The following is a 20,053-nucleotide window of genomic DNA, read 5'->3' as shown; positions in this document are numbered from 1 at the left end:
AACAGGACGGGGAATCGAGCTCATGGAAGTACAGGACTACGTACGCATCGTGCAGTCACGGTGGAGGATCATCGCGCTGGCGACAGTCGTCGGTCTACTCGCGGCGCTGGCGGCCTCACTCGTGTCGACCCCGATGTATCAGGCGTCCTCCCGCCTGTTCGTCTCGACGGCGGCAGGCGCCTCGGTCAACGAGGCGTACCAGGGAAACCTGTTCTCGCAGCAGCGCGTCGCGTCGTACACCAAGCTCGCAACGGGCGAGGACGTCCTGCAGGACGCCATCGAATCGCGCGGTCTCGATCTGACTCCGTCGGACCTCGGTGGACGTGTGAAGGCCACCGCAGTTCCGGACACCGTGCTGTTCGACATCTCCGTCCTCGACGCGAAGCCGGAGCTCGCCCGGGATCTGGCGGACGCCATCGCCGCGCAGCTGGTCGTGAAGATCGAGGGTCTCGAAGCGCCGGCAGCCGGCGTCGAACCGGTCGCGCGAGCCACGGTCGTCGAAGCGGCGAAGACCCCTTCGAGCGCCGTGAGCCCCAAGACGAAGCGGAACGTGGCCCTGGGCTTCGTCGTGGGTCTGCTCGCCGGTATCGCCCTGGCGATCGTCCGCGATCGTCTCGACAACACCGTCAAGTCCCGCGAGGTGCTGGACGACCTCGCCGGCGTCGGGCTGGTGGGCTCGGTGCCGTTCGACAAGGAGCGTGAGCAGAAGGCGGCCATCGCCTTCCACGACGGCTACTCGGGCAGTGCGGAAGCGTTCCGCGAACTGCGCACGAACCTGCAGTTCCTCGAGGTCGACAATCCGCCGCGAGTTCTCGCGATCACCAGTTCGCTTCCGGGCGAGGGCAAGACGACCACCGCCATCAACCTGTCGCTCGCCATCGCAGAGGCGGGCTACTCGGTGGCTCTGGTCGATGCCGACCTGCGTCGCCCCCGGGTGGCCAAGTACCTCGACCTCATCGGCTCGGTCGGACTCAGCACCGTCCTCGCCGGTCAGGCGGACCTGGACGACGTCCTGCAGTCGTCCGCCTACCCGAACGTCTCGGTTCTCGCGTCCGGTGCTCTGCCGCCGAACCCGAGCGAGCTGCTCGGCTCCACGCATGCCGAGAAGCTGATCGCCGATTTGCGCTCCCGTTTCGACTTCGTCGTGATCGATGCGTCGCCGCTGCTGCCCGTCACCGACGCCGCGGTCCTCGCGGTCAAGGTCGACGGTGCACTCGTGGTGGTCAGGCACGGGCAGACGAAGAAGGAGCAGGTGACCCGAGCGGTCGGAAACCTGCGCAGTGTGGGTGCGACGGTACTGGGCACGATCCTCACGATGACCCCGTCGAAGGGCAAGGGCGCCTACGAGTACTCGTACTACTACGACTCGGACGCACCGGTTCAGAAGATCGAAAGCCCTGCGACGCAGGTCAGTCCGGCTCCGCTACCCGTCCAGGCGGGGAAGCAGGTCCAGTAGCGCCGACTCGATCCGGCTACCGACGTCCCCGAACACGATCGCGCTGCGGCCGATCGGATCGGGGACGTCGGTCGTTTCGGGCCGGCCGACGGACCCCCGCGCTGCCGACAGCTCGGCTACCGTTCCCCGGCCGAGGGCTCGGGCGATGTGCGCCGCCTCCAGCAGCGTGAACGTGCGTTTGAGGTGCCGCGGGCTCAGTTTGAGGACGGCGTCGCGATGCTCTTCCGTCATCGTGAGGACCAGATCCGCCGACGACGCCACGGCCGGATTGATCTGCCGTGCAACGAAACCGTCGGGCGATCCACCCAGATCGGAAAGAACCTGCGCGGCTTTGGGTTCCATCGGCGATCCGACGACCGCGCGGGTACCTGCGCTGGCCACGGTGAGGTCGATGGTGTCGGAACGTGCGGACCACGCCGAAGCGAGCCTCTCGGCGATGGGCGACCGGCAGATGTTTCCGGTACACACGAAGAGCAACTGCATGACGCTGAGTGTAGGTCCGACTGTATAGACTCGGCTCGTTCAGTTCGCACCGGGTTCGAGCGTCCACCGGGTGCGCCCTCGATCGAAGGCGGCTCATGGGTGGGGTTCTGGGAGTGTCGGTGGGATCCGGGTTCGTCCGGATCGTGCGCCGCCCGTCGCCCGGTGCCCACAGCGACGCTGCCGGTCTGCGCGAGTGCCGGACGCTCGTCGTGGGCGACCACGACCCGGAGAAGCTGGCTGCGGAAGCGGTCGGCGTGCTGCTGGCGGGCGACGAGGACCCCGGTTCGGCGGACGCCGTCGCCATCGCCTACACCGACGAGTCGCAGGCCGCCGCCTTGGACGCCGCGATGCGGCGCGAGGGCGTCGCCGACTACCGGCTGATCCCTGAGCTGTCCGCCGTTCTCGAGCAGTTGGCCGCGACCGGGTTGCTGTCCGGGCTGGGTGCCGTCGTGGTGCTCGACCTGGGGTACGCGGGATCGACGGTGAGCGTCGTCGACGTGGAGTCCGGCACCGTCCGCGCCACCGAGCGGACCGCCCTGTGCGTCGCGGAAATCGGGGGAGTGGTCGACCTCGCCGACGAACTGCTGACGCAGACGGGGTGCGGCGCCGACGCGGTGGTACTCGTCGGCGGCGGGGCCACCGCCGCTGCGATCCGCGAGCGCGTGGCCGACCTGGCGGGGCTTCCCGTCGTCGTGCCGGAGGACCCCGAGCTGTCGGCAGCGTCGGGCGCCGCGCGGGTCGCGAGCAGCGCCCAGGCCCCGGCGGAATCATCGCTGCGACCGACAGCGCATCGACGGACAGGACACCGACCCGGCGCACGTCGCCGCGGATCTCGCCGCGCCGTGTCCCGCCGTCAAGTGCGCAGCGCCGGGGCGGCCGGGGTGATGCTCGCCCTCCTCGCCGTCATCGGATTCGGGCTGGGCTACGGCAGAACCCTTTTCGGGTCCGCGCCGGACGAATCGGCGGGCAAGCCCGTGACCTCGTCGGTGACGATCGCGAGTGCACCGCCGTCGGCGCCTCCGTCGAGCCCGGTGGCCACCCCCGAAGCCCTCCCGGTGGAGGCACCGCTCCTCGCGCCGCCGGCCGGCAGTCGGCCGGTTGCGAACGGCGCACCCCGGCAGAGCCCGTCCGCGCAACCGGCTCCGGATCCGCTGGGGACCGTGCTCGACGCCCTCACCGGGCTGCCGAACCTGCCGCCGCTTCCCCCGCTCGATGCGCTACCGCCGCTCGAATCCTTGCCGCTGCCGCCGATCCCGCAGATCCCGGGGCTCTGACGCTCGACGGTCAGCGTGCGTGGCGTCCGCCGCGGCGTCGTTCGGATGGGCTCGCCGCGCTGCGCGGGCGAGCAAGTAGCGCCGCGATCGCGGTCGTGAGCGGCACCGAGAGGGCGAGCGCGATGCCGCCCACCGACGAGCGGACGATCTCGATCGCGACGGCGTCACCCGTCAGCACGTCCCCCATCGAACCGCCGGCCACGCTGAAGAGCAGTAGCAGGGGGAGCGCGCCACCGGCGTACGCGAGCACGAGCGTGTAGACGGTACTCGCGATGTGGTCGCGTCCGACCCGCATCGCCGACGCGAAGATGGTTCGTCGCGTGGCAGATTCGTCCATCGACGCGATCTCGAACGCGGCGGAGGCCTGTGTGATCGTGACGTCGTTGAGGACGCCCAGCGATCCGATGATGAACCCGGCCAGCAGGAGCCCGGTGATACTCACGTGCTGGATGTAGGCCTGGACGTCGGCGTTCTGCTGCTCCGAGAGACCGGTCAGGTGCGTCATCCGAATCGCGATCACCGAGAGCACCGCCGCGACGAGCATGGATGCGAGCGTGCCGAGCAGGGCGGAACTCGTCCGCAGGTTCACCCCGTGGGCCAGGTAGAGCACCGCGAACAGGATCGCGGCCCCCGATACGAGGGCCACCGGCATGGCAGGTTTGCCGTCGAGCAGTGCCGGGAGGGTGAACACCACCAGGACGCCGAACGCGATACCCAGGCCCAGCAGCGCGCGCACGCCCCGCCATCGCGCGACCGCGACGATCGCGACGACGAACGCGGCGACGATCAGGAGCAGCGGGAAACCCCGGGCGTAGTCGTTGAACGAATAGATCGGCGCACCCGACGAATCCGTCTGTCGCACCAGGCGGAGGTGTTCGCCCACACTCAGATTCGGTTGCCCGGGTCCGGGCACGATCTCGAGGAGCGTGCGGGTGCCGGCGTGGGGGCCGGAGTCGATCGTCACCACGCTGCGGTGACAGTCGAACCCGGCGCCCACGTCCGGTGCCGGGGCGGGATCACCCGGGAACGCCCGACCGGCGGACGGGCTGCCGCACGGTGCGATGTCCTGCGCGACGACGGTGCCGGGTTCCGTGGTCACGGCGCCGCCGCCCGCGTTCTGGAAGGGCAGTGGGATGTCGATCTGTTGTTTGTTCGGCCACAGGAGGACGGCCCCGGCGACGACGGCGATCGCGATGGCGGCGAGCAGGCCGACGACTACGCGCGCCGCGGTCGGCCCGACTGGGGCCGGGCCGTCGAAGTGCCCGTGCCCATGCCCGTGTCCGTGGCCACGGTCGGGACTCCGCTCACGACGGGAGAACAGTTCGGGGGTCATCGAATTCGTCTCCGCACCGCACCAGGCTAGCGAGGACGTCGGTAAGCGTCGGTGGCGGGGAGCAGGGGGGGTCGTCCCCGCCACCGGTACCTCGTCGCCCAGGGGGGGAGGGGGCAAGACGAGGCGCTTACGGGCACCCGAGGGTGCCAATCGGTCAATCTACCTACACCGCAGCAATCCTGCAGTATTGGGGGGTCGTTTTTTCGTGTCGTGTCAGCGTGTAACGAAACGCTGCGGACCTCCCGCCCGGGATCGGGCCCGGACGGGACGTGCGGCGCGGCTGTTACTGCTTGTAGCTCGACAGGAAGTTGCCGAACCGCTCGATCGCCACCGCGAGGTCACGCGCCCACGGCAGCGTGACGATGCGCAGGTGGTCGTGGTTCGGCCAGTTGAAGCCGGTGCCCTGGACCATCAGGATCTTCTCCTGCAGCAGCAGGTCCTGGACCAGCTTCTCGTCGTCGTGGATCTCGTACACGTTCGGGTCGAGGCGCGGGAACGCGTACAGCGCACCGCGCGGCTTCACGCACGAGACGCCGGGGATCATGTTGAGCCGCTCGAACGCGACGTCGCGCTGCTCGAGCAGACGCCCGCCCGGCAGGATCAGATCCTCGATGCTCTGGTGCCCGCCGAGCGCCACCTGGATCGCGTGCTGACCGGGGACGTTGGGGCACAGGCGCGTCGACGCGAGCAGGTCCAGGCCCTCGAGGAAGCCGGCCGCGTGTTCCTTGGGTCCGGTGATCGCGACCCAGCCCGAGCGGTAGCCGGCGACGCGGTACGCCTTCGACAGCCCGTTGAACGTCAGACAGAGCAGATCGGGAGCGAGCGTGGCCAACGAGATGTGCTTGGCGTCGTCGTAGAGGATCTTGTCGTAGATCTCGTCCGCCAGCAGCAGCAGCTGGTGCCTGCGGGCCAGGTCGACGAGCTGTGTGAGGACCTCCGCCGAGTACACCGCGCCCGTCGGGTTGTTCGGATTGATGACCAGCAGCGCCTTGGTCTTGTCGGTGATCTTGGACTCGATGTCCGCGATGTCCGGGTTCCAGTCGTTCTGCTCGTCACACAGGTAGTGCACCGGTGTGCCGCCGGACAGGCTCGTCATGGCCGTCCACAGCGGGTAGTCCGGCGCGGGGATGAGCACCTCGTCGCCGTCGTCGAGCAGGGCCTGCATCGTCATCGTGATGAGCTCGGAGACGCCGTTGCCCAGGTAGATGTCGTCGACATCCAGCTCCGGGAACCCGGGCACCAGCTCGTAGCGCGTGACGATCGCACGGCGCGCCGAGAGGATGCCCTTCGACTCCGAATAGCCCTGCGCGTAAGGCAGAGCCGCGATCATGTCGCGCATGATCACGTCGGGGGCCTCGAAGCCGAACGGCGCCGGGTTGCCGATGTTGAGCTTGAGGATCCGGTGCCCCTCCGCCTCCAGCCGCGCGGCGTGCGCGTGTACCGGCCCGCGGATCTCGTACAGCACGTTCTGCAGCTTGGTGGACTGCTCGAGAGCGCGATGCGGCCGGCGGGGACGGGCGGGTTCTGGAGTGCTCACGGCCTCCATACTTCCACTCGAGCGCAAACGGATATCGGAGGGTGCGTTCGGGCGCCGTCGGGAACGTCACAAACGTCGCAGGTGCGACGCGGTCGGGGTCAGATGCAGATGGGATACACCAGCGATCCCAGCGGGATGACGAGGCACAACCCCACCGACCCCTGCGCGGGTGTCGCTTCCTCTGCCGATGCAGCCGGTGCGGCGAACGCGGCGAGCGAGAGCATCATCGCGAGCGCGGCGAGAATTCCGGCGATCCTGCGTGTCATGAGAAGACCGTCCTTCCAGGACGAAATACAGACAGGGTCCTTCCATCGTGAACCCGATGTGCCCTGTGTCACAAGGGCGTGCGATGCCCGAATGGGTCAGGACGCCGACCATTCACGCCAACCGGACACCCGCACTTCGATCACGGGGCCGGTCGGTCGCATCGACGCGTACTGGTGGTACTTCGCCACCAGCGCATCGATCGCCACGACCCCGACGCCCGAACCGGGTTCCAGCACCTCGCCGGTCCCGTCCACGCGGATCCACCACAGCCGCGACCAGTCGTCGTCGTAGTGGTCCACGAGCAGGCTGACCCGGCCCGTTGCCGCGATGTTCGCCAGCCGACGCAGGCGTCGGGTGGACTTCGGCTTGTCGTCCACCGCCGTGAACACGACGTCCCCGACCGCGGCGAACACCACCGGCACCAGGTGCGGGCCGCCGTCCGCCGACACCGTCGCCATCCGCGCGACCGGTGCGCCCACGAACCGTGAGGGCAGGGGCCCGGGCATCTCGGGAGCCATGTGGAAACGCTACGTGGTGGAGGCACGCTCGTGGCTAGGGTTGTGCACATGACGTCTGCCGCAGCCGCAACTGCTCCCTACGGATCCTGGATCTCGCCGATCAGCGCCGCCGACCTGGCTGCCAGCGGACACCCGGTGGACGGTGGTCGGTTCGTCGGCGAGCAGGTGTGGTGGTCGGAACTGCGCCCCACCGAGGGGGGACGCACCGCGATCCGGCGGCGCGGCGACGACGGCGAAGTCGTCGACGTCCTGCCCGCACCGTGGAACGCGCGGACCCGCGTCCACGAGTACGGCGGAGGCGCGTGGACCGTCACCGGCGACGGGGTGCTGGTGTTCGCCGAGTTCAGCGACCAGCGGCTGTACCGATTCGACCCGCGCACCGACGTCGCCCCGGTCCCGATCACGCCGCTCCCGTCCGTCCCGGCGTCGGATCGCTATGGGGACCTCGCGATCGTCGGCGACGAGGTGTGGTGCGTGCGCGAGCGCCACAGGGTGTCGGTGTCACCGGTGCGCGACATCTGTGCGGTGCCGCTCGACGGATCGGCCGCGGTCGACGCGGCGGCTGTGCGGTCGATCGTCGGCGGCTCCGACTTCCTCGCCTACCCGAGGTTGTCGCCGGACCGCTCGCATCTCGCATGGATCGCATGGAACCACCCGCAGATGCCGTGGGACGGAACCGAACTGCGCGTGCTCCGCCTCGACACCGGTGAGGTCGACGTGCTCCTCGGTGGGACCGAGGAATCGGTGCTGCAACCCGAGTGGATCGACGACGAGACGCTGCGCGTGATCAGCGACCGCAGTGGATGGTGGAACCTGTACCGCGTCAATCTGTTCGGTGAGGTCGCGCCGGTCCGCCCCATCGATGCGGACTTCGGTGCGCCCCTGTGGCAGCTGGGAGCGGTGTGGCACGTCGAACTCGACGCCGGCACCGTCCTGACCACGCGGACCGTCGGGACGGACACGCTCGCGTTGCTCGACCCGGCCACCGGTGCGCTGCGCGACATCGAACTCGAGGACATCTCGTCGGTGCAGATCTGCGACACCGACGGACGTCGGATCCTGTTGCGCTGCGGTGGCGCCCGCGTCGCCTCGGGTCTGCGACTGCTCGACCTCGGTGTCGGCACGCTCACCGACGTCCGGCTGTCGGTCGACGACCTGCCGGACGTCGAGTACCTCCCGGAAGCGCAGGCACTCACCTTCGAGGGCCCCGAACGCGAGGTCCATGCGCTCGTCTACGCACCGCGCAACCCGAACTTCGTTGCACCCGAGGGTGAACTGCCGCCGTACGTCGCGTTCGTGCACGGCGGCCCCACCGCGCATGTCGCGCCCGCGGTGCATCTGGTGTACGCCTACTTCACCAGCCGGGGCATCGGCGTCGTCGACGTCAACTACGGCGGGTCCAGCGGCTTCGGGCGCGAGTACCGTAATCGGCTGCGCGGACAGTGGGGCATCGTCGACGTCGAGGACACCGTCGCGGCCGTCCGCGGCCTCGCCGACGCGGGCCTGGCCGACCCCGACCGTCTCGCGATCGAGGGCGGCTCGGCCGGAGGATGGACGGTGCTGTCGGCGCTCACCACCTCCGACGTCTTCGCGTGCGGCGTGTCGTACTACGGCGTCGCCGAACTGATGGAGTTCGTCAAGGAGACCCACGACTTCGAATCCCGGTACATCGACGGCCTCATCGGTCCGCTGCCCGACGCCGCCGACCTGTACGTCCGGCGCGCGCCCGTCAACAACGTCGACGGTCTGTCGTGTCCGGTACTGCTGCTGCAGGGCCTGTCCGACCCGATCGTCCCGCCGTCGCAGGCCGAGCGATTCCGTACCGCCCTGCTGGACAAGAAGATTCCGCACGCGTACCTCGCCTACGAGGGTGAGGCGCACGGATTCCGGCGCGTCGAGACGATCGTCAGCGCCCGCGAGGCCGAGCTGTCCTTCTACGGGCAGGTGATGGGCTTCGAGACGCCCGGGGTGCCGCGGCTGGAGTTGTGGCGACCGTAGGTCGGGGGTGATCACCGCAGCTGCACACACCCTTTGTCGGCATCACACGTGCATTCAATGGTGAAGCGGTGTGTGGTGCGGGCAGGATGTGTGTGATCCGGTCAGCGCCTGGGCGTGTGTTCGACGCGTCCAGTGGGTGGCGGTGAGAGCCGGGCCCGGCGAACGGCGTCGAGGATCCGACGGGCCACCACACCGGGGACCTCGAGCTCGTCCCAGGTCCACCGCGCCACCTGCCAGCCGGCGTCCCGGATGGCGTCCTCGCGAACCTTCTCCGCCCACACCACGTCCGCCGGGACCTGTCCGTCGGGGACCAGTCGGCCGTACTTGCCGCGGCCGTCGAACTCGCCCACGACAGCGCACTCCTCGAACAGGAAGTCCACACGTCCCAGACGATCGCCGTCGGCCGAGTAGAGGTTGGGCTGACACTCGGGGACCGGTAACTGCTCGCGCAGCATCAACACCCGGCTGCGGGATTCGCCGACGCTCTCGGATCGGCCGTCGAGTTGAGCGAGGATGCGGTGAACGCGCTGCCGTCCCGCGTGGGGTGGCAGCGCGTTCGCCGCAGCAGCAACGTCCTCGGAAGTCAGTCCCGCCGCGTGGAGCGCATGATCGCCGGCGACGACGGCCTGCTCGAACGGCAACGTTCGTGCGAGGTCTGCCACCGTCCGGGCCACGGTCGTGACGGGCAGCCCGTCGACGTCCGCGATCTCCTCGGGCCGAAGCACCGCGGAGTGGACATGACGATGCCGGGTGCGTCGCCCACCGGTGGGGCGGTTACGGGTCAGATGTGTGACGGACAGTGGAGTTTTCCACAGGTCCAGGCCGTGGACGACCGCCGCCGATTGGTGGCTGAGGACAGCGTCGGCGGACGCCGCGCGCAGGGTTTCCACCGCCCGGAGCCGGTGTCGCTCGTGAGTGTCGAGAGCGTCGAACGCGTCCGCCGACGCGTATCGGCCCGGCCGGATCCGCCGCCATGCCCCGGTGCGGCACTGCCGTTGCAGTTGATGGTCAGCTGCCCCGCGTTGCAGGGCCTCGGAACGTCGAATGATGTGTGAGTCCACTCCGGCATCGTGCCGTCGACGCGGCCGGTCGAACGGCCGTCCGTGCGGGTTCCCGGGCGAGCCTGTGGATAGGCGCGGAGCTGTGCACAGCGTGGACCCACACACGTTTTGCCGGGTTCACACGGGACTTCCGCAGCCAAACCGTGTGTGACGCCAGGAAAAGGTGTGTGGTGCTGAGGGGAGCGCGGACACGAAAGCGCCCCCACCGCGAACGGTGGGGGCGCCGACGTGGGGAACTACTTCTTGCGGCCGGGAGCCTTCGCGCCGGCCTTGAAGCCCAGTGCACCGGGCTTGGCCTGCGGCGGAGGCGGAGTCGACTCCTCCTGCTTCGGTGCGGGCGCCTCGGCAGCGGGAGTCTCGGCAGCGGGTGCCTCGACCGGTGCGGCCTCGGCCTGGGGCTCGGCGGGCTCGGGCTCGGTGGCCGGCTCAGCCGCCGGGGCAGCCGGAGCCGGTGCGGCCGGGGCGGCCTTGCGGGCGCCCGGGGCCTTCGCGCCGGACTTGAAGCCCAGTCCGCCTGCCTTCGCCTGCGGGACCGGCTTGGCCTCGGCGGGCGCCGCCGGTGCCTCGGCTGCCGGAGCGGTCGAAGCTTCAGGTGCCTCGGGATCGGCTGCCGGAGCGGCCGCAGCAGCAGGTGCCTTCGCGCCCGGAGCCTTCGCCCCACCCTTCATCTGCAGGCCCTTGCCGCCGGGTGCCTTGGCTCCGCCCTTCATGGCGAGTCCGCCGGGCTTGGCGGCCGGTGCTGCGGGTGCAGCCGGTGCTTCGGCGGCGGGTGCCTCGGCCGCGGGAGCAGCGGGAGCCGCAGGTGCCTTCGCGCCGGGAGCCTTGGCGGCGCCCTTCATCTGGAGGCCCTTGCCGCCGGGTGCCTTGGCCCCGCCCTTCATGCCCAGTCCGCCGGGCTTGGCGGTCGGCGTCGCCGGCGCTTCGGCAGCGGGAGCAGCCTCGGCGGCAGGTGCAGCGGCCTCGGCCTTGGCACCCGGAGCCTTGGCGGCGCCCTTCATCTGGAGGCCCTTGCCGCCCGGTGCCTTCGCGCCGGGAGCCTTGGCGAGGCCCTTCATCTGCAGGCCCTTGCCGGCGGGAGCTGTCTGCGCGGACGGGGTGGCCGCAGCCTCCTCGACCTCCTGCACCCGCTCGGCTTCCTTGACCTCGGCGACGGCCTCGGCTGCCGCCGGTGCGGCAGCGACCGGCGCCTTCTCACGCTGCTCGACCTTGAGGTTCGCGGTGAGCTGCGTGGAATCGAGGCGCGTGACGGTCTCGAGCATCATCTGCGCGACGTCGACAACCTCGACGCCCTCGCCCTGGCCCTGCTCCTGACGGGCGGTGACGCCGTCGGTGAGCATGACGCGGCAGAACGGGCAACCCGTCGCGATCTTCTTCGGCGAGGTCGTCAGCGCCTCGTCGACGCGATCGATGTTGATGCGCTTGCCGAGCTGCTCTTCCATCCACATGCGGGCGCCACCGGCACCACAGCACATGGACCGCTCGCCGTGACGCGGCATCTCGTTGAGCTTGGCGCCGGACGCCTCCATCAGCTCACGCGGCGCGTCGTACACCTTGTTGTGACGGCCCAGGTAGCACGGGTCGTGGTAGGTGACGTCCTCGTTCAGCTTGGCGACCGGAACCAGCTTCTTGGCCCGGACCAGGCGGTTGAGCAGCTGCGTGTGGTGGACCACCTCGTAGACGCCGCCGACCTGGGGGTACTCGTTGCCGAGCGCGTTGAAGCAGTGCGCACACGTGACGACGATCTTGCGCTTGCTCTCCGGGGTGCCGTCGAACACCGCGTTCAGGGTCTCGATGTTCTGCATCGCGAGCTGCTGGAAGAGGAACTCGTTACCGGCACGGCGAGCGGAGTCACCGGTACAGGTCTCCTCGGCACCGAGGACCATGAACTTCACGCCGGCGGTCGCGAGCAGCTCGGCGACGGCCTTGGTGGTCTTCTTCGCACGGTCCTCGTAGGCGCCGGCGCAGCCGACCCAGAACAGGTACTCGTAGTCCTCGAAGGAATCCGCGTCCTGGCCGTAGACCGGGATCTCGAAGTCCATCTCGTTGATCCAGTTGAGCCGATCCTTGGAGTTCTGGCCCCACGGATTGCCCTTGTTCTCGAGGTTCTTGAACAGACCCGCGAGCTCGGACGGGAACTCCGACTCGATCAGCACCTGGTAGCGACGCATGTCGATGATGTGGTCGACGTGCTCGATGTCGACCGGGCACTGCTCGACGCACGCGCCACACGTGGTGCACGACCACAGCGTCTCGGGGTCGATGATGCCGCCGAGTTCACCCTCTACCGACTCGCCCACCAGCGGACGCTCGGCCTCGGCGCGGGCAGCTTCGGGAATCTTGGCGAGCGCGGCCTCGTCGGCATTGCCCTCGGCGTCGACCAGGCCGACCTCGTCGCCGCCCATGTCCTTGCGGCCACCGGCCAGCAGGTACGGGGCCTTGGCGTAGCCGTGGTCGCGCAGCGACATGATGAGCAGCTTCGGGGACAGCGGCTTGCCGGTGTTCCACGCAGGGCACTGCGACTGGCAGCGACCGCACTCGGTACACGTCGTGAAGTCCAGCCAGCCCTTCCACGAGAAGTCCTCGACGCGCCCGGCGCCGAGCGTGTCGGTGTCGGGATCGACGTTCTCCATGTCGAGGGCGCGGCCCTTCGACATCATCGGCTTGGCAGCGCCCAGGGCGACGCCGCCGTCGTCCTCACGCTTGAAGTAGATGTTCGGGAACGCCGAGAAGCGGTGCCACGCGACGCCCCACGTGATGTTGCGGCCGACGACGAAGAGCCAGATCATGCCCGACATCAGCTTGACGAACGCGAAGATCGAGACCATCACGGCGCTGGCGGGCAGCAGCTTGGCGACCTGCATCGTGAAGAAGTCGGTCCACGGGTTGGAGTGGCCGGTCATCGCGATGCGGCCGGCCTTCACCAGGATCATGCCCAGGCCCTCGAGCAGGACGACGACCTCGACGAAGTATGCCGGCGTGAACTTGGAACCGGCGAAGCGCGACAGCCGCTCGGGGATGCGCGGATGGTTGAGCTGACGGATCACGATCAGCGTCAGGATGCCGACCACGGTGCCGATACCCAGGATCTCGTCCCACAGGTGCCACACCCACGTGTTGCCGAACAGCGGCCAGTGGAACGTCGGGTCGAAGGTCTGGCCGTACGCCTCGAACCACAGGGCTGCACCGCCGAGGAAGCCGATCATGACGAGCCAGTGCGCCCAGCCCACGGTGCGGAACTTCTGCATCCGGGTGTGCGCGATGAACTCGACGATCATCTGCTTGAAGCGGGGGAAGAACGGGCGCCAGCGGTCGGGCGCGGACTGCCCGATCTGCACGGTCTTCGCCATCCGCCAAGCTCCGCTGAGGAACGAGGCCCAACAGACGAGGCTCAGCAGTACGCCGACGGTGCCCAACGTAATCGTCAGGGCATTCATGTCGAAGCCTTTCGTTTCGGGGCAGCACGCGTGCCGCCTGTGGGTCAGCCCACAGATCGTAACCGCTCACAAGTTACTCGCCGGTAACTTGCAGCATCTACTAATCGGTAACATAGCGCGAAGCGTCGTTTCCTGCATCTTCTGGTTCCTCGATGCGGCGCGCCGTGGCCGTTGGAGCCTTCGATCCGGGGACGCGAAGGGGGCTGGCCGTCGCGACTCGGAGTCGTATTCAGTTAACGGTATGCGGTGCTATGTGGCTGGTGTCGCACAGGATGTCCTAACTCGCCCGTGGTCATATTCGGGACACGTTCAATTGGACGTATGTTTAGCAATTTGACGGGTTCATCCTGCGACGGATCAATGTCCGGCTGGGATATGATTCGCCGCGACCCGGGTTGCATTCCTTGCCTGTTTCGGCTGGTAGAAGCCGGTACCTGCGTAGCAAGAACGGCTCGGGTTTCGAAAATCGAATAATTCGGGGGGCCATTCGTGGCAGTCACAGAACGGAACGAAAGCCAATGAAGCTTCGGAAATTCGCCGCCACGTCGGCCCTCGTGATCGCCGCGATGGGCGTGGGCGCGGGCACCGCGTACGCACAGCCGGCACCCGCCCAGGACGGAGTCGGCTACCAGGCGCACATCGACGGGCGCAGCGTCGTGACCGTCCTCGACGCCGGTGGATTCCACGTCACCTCCGACGGCAGGTTCGTCGAGATCCGCAACGATGCGGGACAGGTCATCCAGACGCTGCCGTTGACCTACCGCCTCGGCGACCGCGAGTTCTCGATCGCCCCCGTCGTCGAAGGCCGTCAGCTCACGCTCACTCCCGAGACCGATCCGGCGAAGGCCACGATGGCCGACGTCGCCGGCCCGACCCTGCCGCCGCTGCCCATCGACCTGTCGATGCTCGACAAACTGGCCGAGGGCGTGGACTCGGCGGTCACGGTGGGTTCGCTGATCGGCACGATCATCGGAGCGGTCGTCGGCTGTGGCCTTGCCGGTTCCACAATCGCGGCGTGCCCGGCCGCAATCGCGACGGGTGCCGGAGCCGGCGGAATCATCGGCACCATCGTCGCCGCCGGACCCGTTCTCGCCTACAACGGCTGGCAGGTGTACCAGACGATGAACACCCCGGCGCCTGCCGCGGGCTGATCGGGCACCGAACGAGAAGCGGGCACCGAACAAGAAGAAGGGGTTCGCTTCCTCCGAATTAACTCGGAGGAAGCGAACCCCTTCTCTTGTCCGTTCGGAGTTACGAGGTGCGGACCGCCAGCCCCGGGTTGGCGCCCAGGATGGAGTTGATCGGCGTGGCCGACAGCATCGGTCCCATTCCGCCGGTGGCCTGCTGCACCGTGGTGGCGTCGCACGTGGCCACGGCAGCAAGGTTCGAGGCGCTGGAGATACCGAGGGCCTGGGTGCCGGTGACGACCGGGCCGCCGCTGTCGCCGCGGAGCGCGCAGATGTCGGTGTCGAATCCGTTGTCGATGACGCGGTCGCCGACCGTGATGCTCCGGCCGACGTTGGTCACGACGCCGCAGTTGAAGCCCGTGGTGCTACCGGCCTTGCAGACGGGGGCACCGACGACGGGGTTCGCGGTGCCGGTGATGCGCAGCGCCTCGGCGTTGGGGACGCGGACCATGTTGTTCGCGAGCAGCGACGCCGACGTGCGGTTGGGCCGGATGATCGAGTAGTCCATTCCGCGCAGCACGGTCTTCTCGAAGGTGCCGACGGTCGGTCCCGTCAGGCCGCCCACCATGGTGTTGGCGACGGAGGCGGACGGGGTTCCCGCCGACGCCGGGCTGGGATCGCAGTGTCCGGCGCTGATGTTCACGGGCGCGCCGGCCTGGTCGACGGCGTTGAAGCCGAGCGAGCAGCGCAGGCCGTTTCCGCCGCTGCGGGCCTCGTACGAGTCGCCGCCGAGGAGGGCGTCGGTGCTGAAGTAGGCGGTCTGGAGACCGGTGGGCGCGGGCTCGAGCGAGCCGAGCGCCGGCCCGAGGACCACACGCGCCGCCTCCCGGAGACCCGGCGGCAGCAGATCGAGCAGCGGTTCGGCAGCGTTCTCGGTGCGGAGGACGACCGTGTTGGCGGCGATGTCGACGGAGACGCCGTTCACGAGGTTCGCGATCTCCGGCGGCAGCGTCGCGATCCAGTGGGTGAGCGCGGTGTGGTCGGCGTCGAGGCGCTGCGCGCTGCGCGCGACCTCCTGAGGCGTGAAACCGGCCTGCGCTGCCGCGTCCCGGAGCGCGGCGCCGTCCGGACCCGCGACGCCGACGACGGGGACGCCCGCCGTATCGAGCCAGGTCCCGCCGAACGCGTCGGGGAACTCGACGCCGGCCATCGCCGCGAACTCGGCGAGTTTCTGTGCGGCCTCCGACCGTTCGAGGTACTGGCCGGGCGTGAGCTGCAGATCCCGCTGCAACGCGTCGATCAGTTGGATCGGCAGGTGCGCCGCCTGGTCGGAGACGCCGGAGGTGTCGGGCCCGGGAGCCGCCTGGGCGACGGCAGGAGCGACGAGAAGAAGTGCAGCGGAACCGAACACCGCAGCACGACGTGCGAGCGAGCTTCGCATGTGGGCCTTTCTATCGTCCGCCCTACGGCCGTGGACCCCGAGGCACGCAGAGAGGAACACCCGGCGGCGCGGGTGTTCCGAGTCGCGTACGACTATATGGTCCGGCGAGCGGAGTGCCCACCCGATTCGCCCGATTGACGCCGGAAATTCACCGATGTCGGTCAGTGGGCGGCGGTTCCGGTGCGCACCGTCAGCCCGGCACCGAGGCCGCCGCCCGACGTGGCGTTCGCCGAGTCGAGGATGCTCTGGATCGGGATGCCGAGATTGCTGGCGCCGCCGTCGAAGGCGTAGACGATGTTGGCCTCGCCGCACGACGGCGCATCGGTGCTGTTGGAGCCACTGGTGATGCCGAGGGCCAGCGTGCCCGTGACGATCGCGCCACCGCTATCGCCGCCGAGCGTGCACGCGGTGCCGGAGAAGCCGCGGACCACCCGGATGTCGTTGGGGGCGACCGCCAGCAGAGCCTCGACCCGCTCGGCCGTCACGACGCCGCACGTGAACGACGACGTCTGACCCGACTTGCAGATCGGTGCTCCCACGACCGGGACGGCCGTGCCGGTGACGGTGAGCGCGCTGCCGCCGGCGCCGCGGATGACCGGACGGTCCAGGCCGGCGCGGACACCCGCGTCGTTGAGGCGGATCAGCGAGTAGTCGAGGCCGTCGACGTCGCCCACCTCGGAGCGCGCGAACCGGCCCACCTCGAGGCTGTCGGGGACGTTCGCCCGGTTGGGCAGGAACACGGCGGCGTTGCGGCCGGGTGCGGGGTCGCAGTGGCCCGCACTGATGTTGACGGCGTTGCCGCCGCGGTCGACGCCGTTGAAGCCGAAGGAACACACGCTGATGCCGCCCTCGGGGGTGTCCACCAGGCGCTGCGGGGAGGTGATGTACGTGTCGCCGCCGAGCGGTCCGCTCGCGACCGGCACCGGGCCGAACGACTGCACCTGCACCTTGATGTTGGCCAGCAGGGTCGGCAGGTCGAGTGCCCGGCCGACGGGGCTGTTGGCGACGTCGACGACGATCTGGTTGTTGAGGACGTCGACAGTGGCGCGGCCGATCTGGGAGGAGATCTCGCGGGGCAGCTCGGTGACCCAGTGGTTGAAGTCGGCGAGGGACTTCTCCAGGCCCTCCGACGACACGGCGGCCATCTGCGTGCGGTACCCGTCCCGGGCTGCGGTCAGCGCCGCCTCCGCGGTGGTCACCGAGACCACGGGGTGGCCGTCGAGTGCCATCCATGCGCCCGCGAACTCGTGGGGCCGTTCGGCGCGGAAGTCGTCGGCATACGAGACGAGTTCCTGGGCGCGGGCGGCACGGTCCAGGTATTCCTGCGGGGTGATCTTCAGATCCCGGGTGATGGCCTCGACCAGTTCGTCCGGCAGTTGGTCCGCCGACAGCTGGGAGACCTGCGAACCCGACGCGGCGGGTTCGGCCTGCGCGGAGGCGGACAGCGGTACGAGTACCAGGAGCGCAGACGATCCGACGACGGCGACGCGGCGGGCGAACGAATGCACAGCGGCGCGCGGCGCCAGCGGGATACGCATTGAATTCCTTCGGGTCTTCGGGATCAGCTGTCAACAATAGGGCACGTTGCGGCCGACCCGCCGGAGAACAAAGTCCCGAAGTTCACGAAGCAGAGGTTTCCGGGCCTCCGTGGCCGAGCGCCCGCAGCATCGACAGCAGCTCCGAGCGAGAGTTGGCGCCGAGACGTCGCCGGATGCGCGCGACGTGATGCTCGACGGTCTTGGGTGCGATGTAGAGGCGGGCGCCGATCTCACGGTGGGTGAGGCCGAGGACGAGCAGTTCCGCGACGTCGGCCTCCCGGTCGGTGAGGGTGCCCACCGCCGGATCGGTGGCGGTGATCTCGCCGCCGGACTGTGCCGCCGCGGCGCCGCGTAGCGAGCGCGCCACCTGGAGCAGCGCGGTCGCGCCGCGGGTGTCGGACACGCGCAGGGCCGCCTCTCCTGCGAGTCGTGCTCCGTCCCAAGGAAGTCCGATGCGGTCGAGCGTGCGCGCCGCGGCCTCCACCTCGGCCGCCTCCGCCTCCTCGCGGAGCACGCGCAGCCACACGCGGCCCGCGGCGGCGAGACCGGCGGCGTACGAACTGACCTCGGCCGACGCGGCCAGCGCCCGCGCGTGCGGGAGCAGTGCCGCCGGATTCTCGCCGAGGATCGCGGCCTGTACCCCGTACCAGTGCAGCGTGGCACCCCACAGCGCGGGCTCGCCGAGCCGGACGAGCAGGTCCTGTGCCTGCTCGACGAGATGCAGGATGCGTTGCTCATCGCCCAGGCGAACTGCGGCCAGCCACAGTTCACCCAGCGGCAGCAGTCCGAAGAGATCGGCCGAGTACCCGGCGACGACCGGCTGCGCCTGCGTCCATTCGCGTTGCAGTGCTCCGACGTCGCCCTGGCGCCGGGCGAGCCCGATCCGAAGGCCGTGCAGGAAGAACGCTTCCCGGGCGGGTAGTGCCTGGTCGGTGGGCAGGCCGTCGAGGATCGTCCCGGCACCGGCGAGGTCGCCGCCGATCATCGCGGTCCAGGCCGACAGGACGAGGTGGCGGGATCGGGTGATCCCGGCGGCCGGGTCGAGTTCGAGGGCCTGCCGCAGCACCGCCTCGGCGTGGGCGAGTTCACCCGAATGCAGGCACAGCAGTGCCGTGACGGCAGGTGCGGTGTCCGGCAGGATGCGGCTGCGGGCGCTACTCGACAGCATGGCCATCGCGCGGGTGAGCGAATTCATCGCCACGGCACCGGATCCGGCGATCGACTGGGCGAGACCGTCGGCGAGCAGTGCGGTGCCCGCCGCCGCGGACGTGGGCGGACCCTGGCGTCCGCGCGCCAGCATCGCCTCGGCCGGCCCCGGACGCCCGGCGGCGAGCAGGACGGTGGCGGCGATGGGCGCGTCGACGCCGGCACGGTCAGGGCCCAGCCACTCGTACAGGTCGGCGCTGTGTCCCAGCTCGCCGCGTTGGGCGGCGATGCTCGACGAGATACGCACGGCGGCACATACTTCGGCAGGATCGAGGTCGTCGGCCCGCGTGAGCAGGGCGTCGGCCAGTGCGTGCGCGGTGTCGAGGTTGCCGCTCAGCGCGCCGGCCTCGCAGCGGTGCAGTGCCAGGGCGTCGGCGTCCGCGCCGGCCAGGATGGCGCAGTCGTAGATCGTGTACGCCTCCGACGGATCGGCCGAATGCGCTCGGGTGCAGAGGAACTCGGCGAGGCGGGGATCGTCCAACCCGGATTCGGCGAGCGTGCAGGCGGTTCGCGTATCCAGTGTGCCGGCGTCGAGGCGCGTCGCCAGCAGGCGGGACTGCAGGTCGCGCAGCCGCGTCACTCCGACAGCGGACGTCAGCAGCGGGCGCGCGAGCGGCAGGACGGAACCCGAGCGCGTCACGACGGCGCTCGCGCGGACCCGGTCGGCCAGTGCCTGCGCCTGTGCGGGTGAGATGTCCAGAGCCGGCGCCAGGTCGCCGGCGTCCGTGCCGCCCCCGTACAGGTGCAGTGCCAGCGCGGCGACGACATCGCCGTCGAGATGCTGCAGCACGTCCTGCAGGTGCGCGATCACCGCAGCGCGCACGCCGGCCTCCCCGTGCCGCGCCGCCGCGAGTCCCGCGTCGACATGGGTGAGCGCGCCGCCGGTCCACTCGTGCAGCGACCGCGCGAGCGAGGGCGTCGGCTCGATGCCGCGGGCGCGGGCCCGGTCGGCTATGTCGGCCGGAGTGAGGGCTCCGAGGTCGAACAGCGAACCGAGTGTCTGCATCGTGGTGCCGAGGGCGCACAGCGCCGGATCGTGCGGGCGCGGTTCGACGGCGACGACGACGCCGCGATCATTGCGCTGCACGAGACGGTGCAGAGCGGCCAGGTCGTCGGCGGGTAGGGTGTGTGCGCCGTCGATCACGAGGACCGCGTCGCCGGTCTCCGCGGCAGCGACAGTGGTGACCACGTCGTGTCCGTGCGCGATCAGGTGTTCCCGAATCACGTTGAGTACGAGCGACTTACCGCTCCCGGAGCGGCCGCGGACGAGCACGAGTGCGGACGGGTCCGAGCCGACGGTGTCGAGGAGGCCCTGCGCCCCGCGCACTCCGGCCAGGACGTCGGCGCCCGGAGGGCTGGTGGTGGGTCCGGTCCGCATCG

The 20,053-nt window shown here is 69.6% G+C and carries 14 protein-coding genes; 4 read left to right on the top strand and 10 right to left on the bottom strand.

Annotated features, from left to right (window positions below; all coding sequences use genetic code 11):
- Positions 1-22: 22 nt before the first annotated feature.
- A complete protein-coding gene (locus C7H75_RS20970) occupies positions 23-1,456 on the top strand; it encodes a tyrosine-protein kinase domain-containing protein (protein ID WP_022597906.1) in 1,434 nt (477 codons plus the stop codon).
- On the opposite strand, the gene C7H75_RS20965 is transcribed toward C7H75_RS20970, so the two are convergent.
- Positions 1,424-1,939, bottom strand: coding sequence for an arsenate reductase/protein-tyrosine-phosphatase family protein (locus C7H75_RS20965; protein ID WP_022597904.1), 516 nt, complete (start codon positions 1,937-1,939; stop codon positions 1,424-1,426). The genes C7H75_RS20970 and C7H75_RS20965 overlap by 33 nt on opposite strands.
- Before the next feature lie 95 nt (positions 1,940-2,034).
- Here C7H75_RS20965 and C7H75_RS20960 point away from each other — a divergent pair, with 95 nt between their 5' ends.
- Positions 2,035-3,213 (top strand): DUF7159 family protein, encoded by a 1,179-nt coding sequence (locus C7H75_RS20960; RefSeq protein WP_106851777.1) that lies wholly within the window; start codon positions 2,035-2,037, stop codon positions 3,211-3,213.
- Between the two features lie 10 nt (positions 3,214-3,223).
- Here the strand turns inward: C7H75_RS20960 and C7H75_RS20955 are convergent, their stop codons facing one another.
- The 4 genes from C7H75_RS20955 to C7H75_RS20945 form a co-directional block, all read right to left on the bottom strand.
- Positions 3,224-4,546: a YibE/F family protein gene (locus C7H75_RS20955; RefSeq protein WP_106851776.1), complete on the bottom strand. Its 1,323-nt coding sequence runs from the start codon at positions 4,544-4,546 to the stop codon at positions 3,224-3,226.
- Positions 4,547-4,829: 283 nt separating this feature from the next.
- Positions 4,830-6,092, bottom strand: a complete 1,263-nt coding sequence (locus C7H75_RS20950) for a pyridoxal phosphate-dependent aminotransferase (RefSeq protein WP_005517658.1) — start codon at positions 6,090-6,092, stop codon at positions 4,830-4,832.
- An 89-nt stretch (positions 6,093-6,181) separates the two neighbouring features.
- A complete protein-coding gene (locus C7H75_RS26035) occupies positions 6,182-6,349 on the bottom strand; it encodes a hypothetical protein (RefSeq protein ID WP_005517660.1) in 168 nt (55 codons plus the stop codon).
- A gap of 96 nt (positions 6,350-6,445) precedes the next feature.
- Positions 6,446-6,868, bottom strand: coding sequence for a TIGR03668 family PPOX class F420-dependent oxidoreductase (locus C7H75_RS20945; protein WP_106851775.1), 423 nt, complete (start codon positions 6,866-6,868; stop codon positions 6,446-6,448).
- Positions 6,869-6,916: 48 nt separating this feature from the next.
- On the opposite strand from C7H75_RS20945, the gene C7H75_RS20940 reads away from it, so the two are divergent.
- Positions 6,917-8,866, top strand: coding sequence for a S9 family peptidase (locus tag C7H75_RS20940; RefSeq protein WP_106851774.1), 1,950 nt, complete (start codon positions 6,917-6,919; stop codon positions 8,864-8,866).
- Positions 8,867-8,967: 101 nt separating this feature from the next.
- Here C7H75_RS20940 and C7H75_RS20935 read toward each other — a convergent pair whose 3' ends face one another.
- Positions 8,968-9,927 carry a type IV toxin-antitoxin system AbiEi family antitoxin domain-containing protein gene (locus C7H75_RS20935; protein WP_069855581.1) on the bottom strand — a complete coding sequence of 320 codons (960 nt, stop codon included), beginning with the start codon at positions 9,925-9,927 and terminating at the stop codon, positions 8,968-8,970.
- A gap of 236 nt (positions 9,928-10,163) precedes the next feature.
- A complete protein-coding gene (locus C7H75_RS20930; protein ID WP_106851773.1) occupies positions 10,164-13,361 on the bottom strand; it encodes a (Fe-S)-binding protein in 3,198 nt (1,065 codons plus the stop codon).
- Between the two features lie 518 nt (positions 13,362-13,879).
- Between C7H75_RS20930 and C7H75_RS20925 the strand changes: the two genes are divergently transcribed.
- Positions 13,880-14,512: a DUF8020 domain-containing protein gene (locus C7H75_RS20925; protein ID WP_005517673.1), complete on the top strand. Its 633-nt coding sequence runs from the start codon at positions 13,880-13,882 to the stop codon at positions 14,510-14,512.
- 100 nt (positions 14,513-14,612) lie between these two features.
- Here the strand turns inward: C7H75_RS20925 and C7H75_RS20920 are convergent, their stop codons facing one another.
- The 3 genes from C7H75_RS20920 to C7H75_RS20910 form a co-directional block, all read right to left on the bottom strand.
- On the bottom strand, positions 14,613-15,929 hold the full coding sequence (locus tag C7H75_RS20920) for a S1 family peptidase (RefSeq protein ID WP_106851772.1): 1,317 nt from the start codon (positions 15,927-15,929) through the stop codon (positions 14,613-14,615).
- A gap of 161 nt (positions 15,930-16,090) precedes the next feature.
- The gene (locus C7H75_RS20915) at positions 16,091-17,467 is read right to left on the bottom strand and encodes a S1 family peptidase (protein WP_005517675.1); all 1,377 of its coding nucleotides are present in this window, start codon (positions 17,465-17,467) and stop codon (positions 16,091-16,093) included.
- A gap of 82 nt (positions 17,468-17,549) precedes the next feature.
- Positions 17,550-20,051, bottom strand: coding sequence for a LuxR C-terminal-related transcriptional regulator (locus C7H75_RS20910; RefSeq protein WP_106851771.1), 2,502 nt, complete (start codon positions 20,049-20,051; stop codon positions 17,550-17,552).
- Positions 20,052-20,053 lie beyond the last annotated feature (2 nt).

Source organism: Rhodococcus (subgen. Prescottella) equi (genome assembly GCF_003013675.1).
GTDB classification, from domain to species: Bacteria; Actinomycetota; Actinomycetes; order Mycobacteriales; family Mycobacteriaceae; genus Prescottella; species Prescottella equi.
This window is presented reverse-complemented; position numbering and strand designations above follow the sequence as displayed.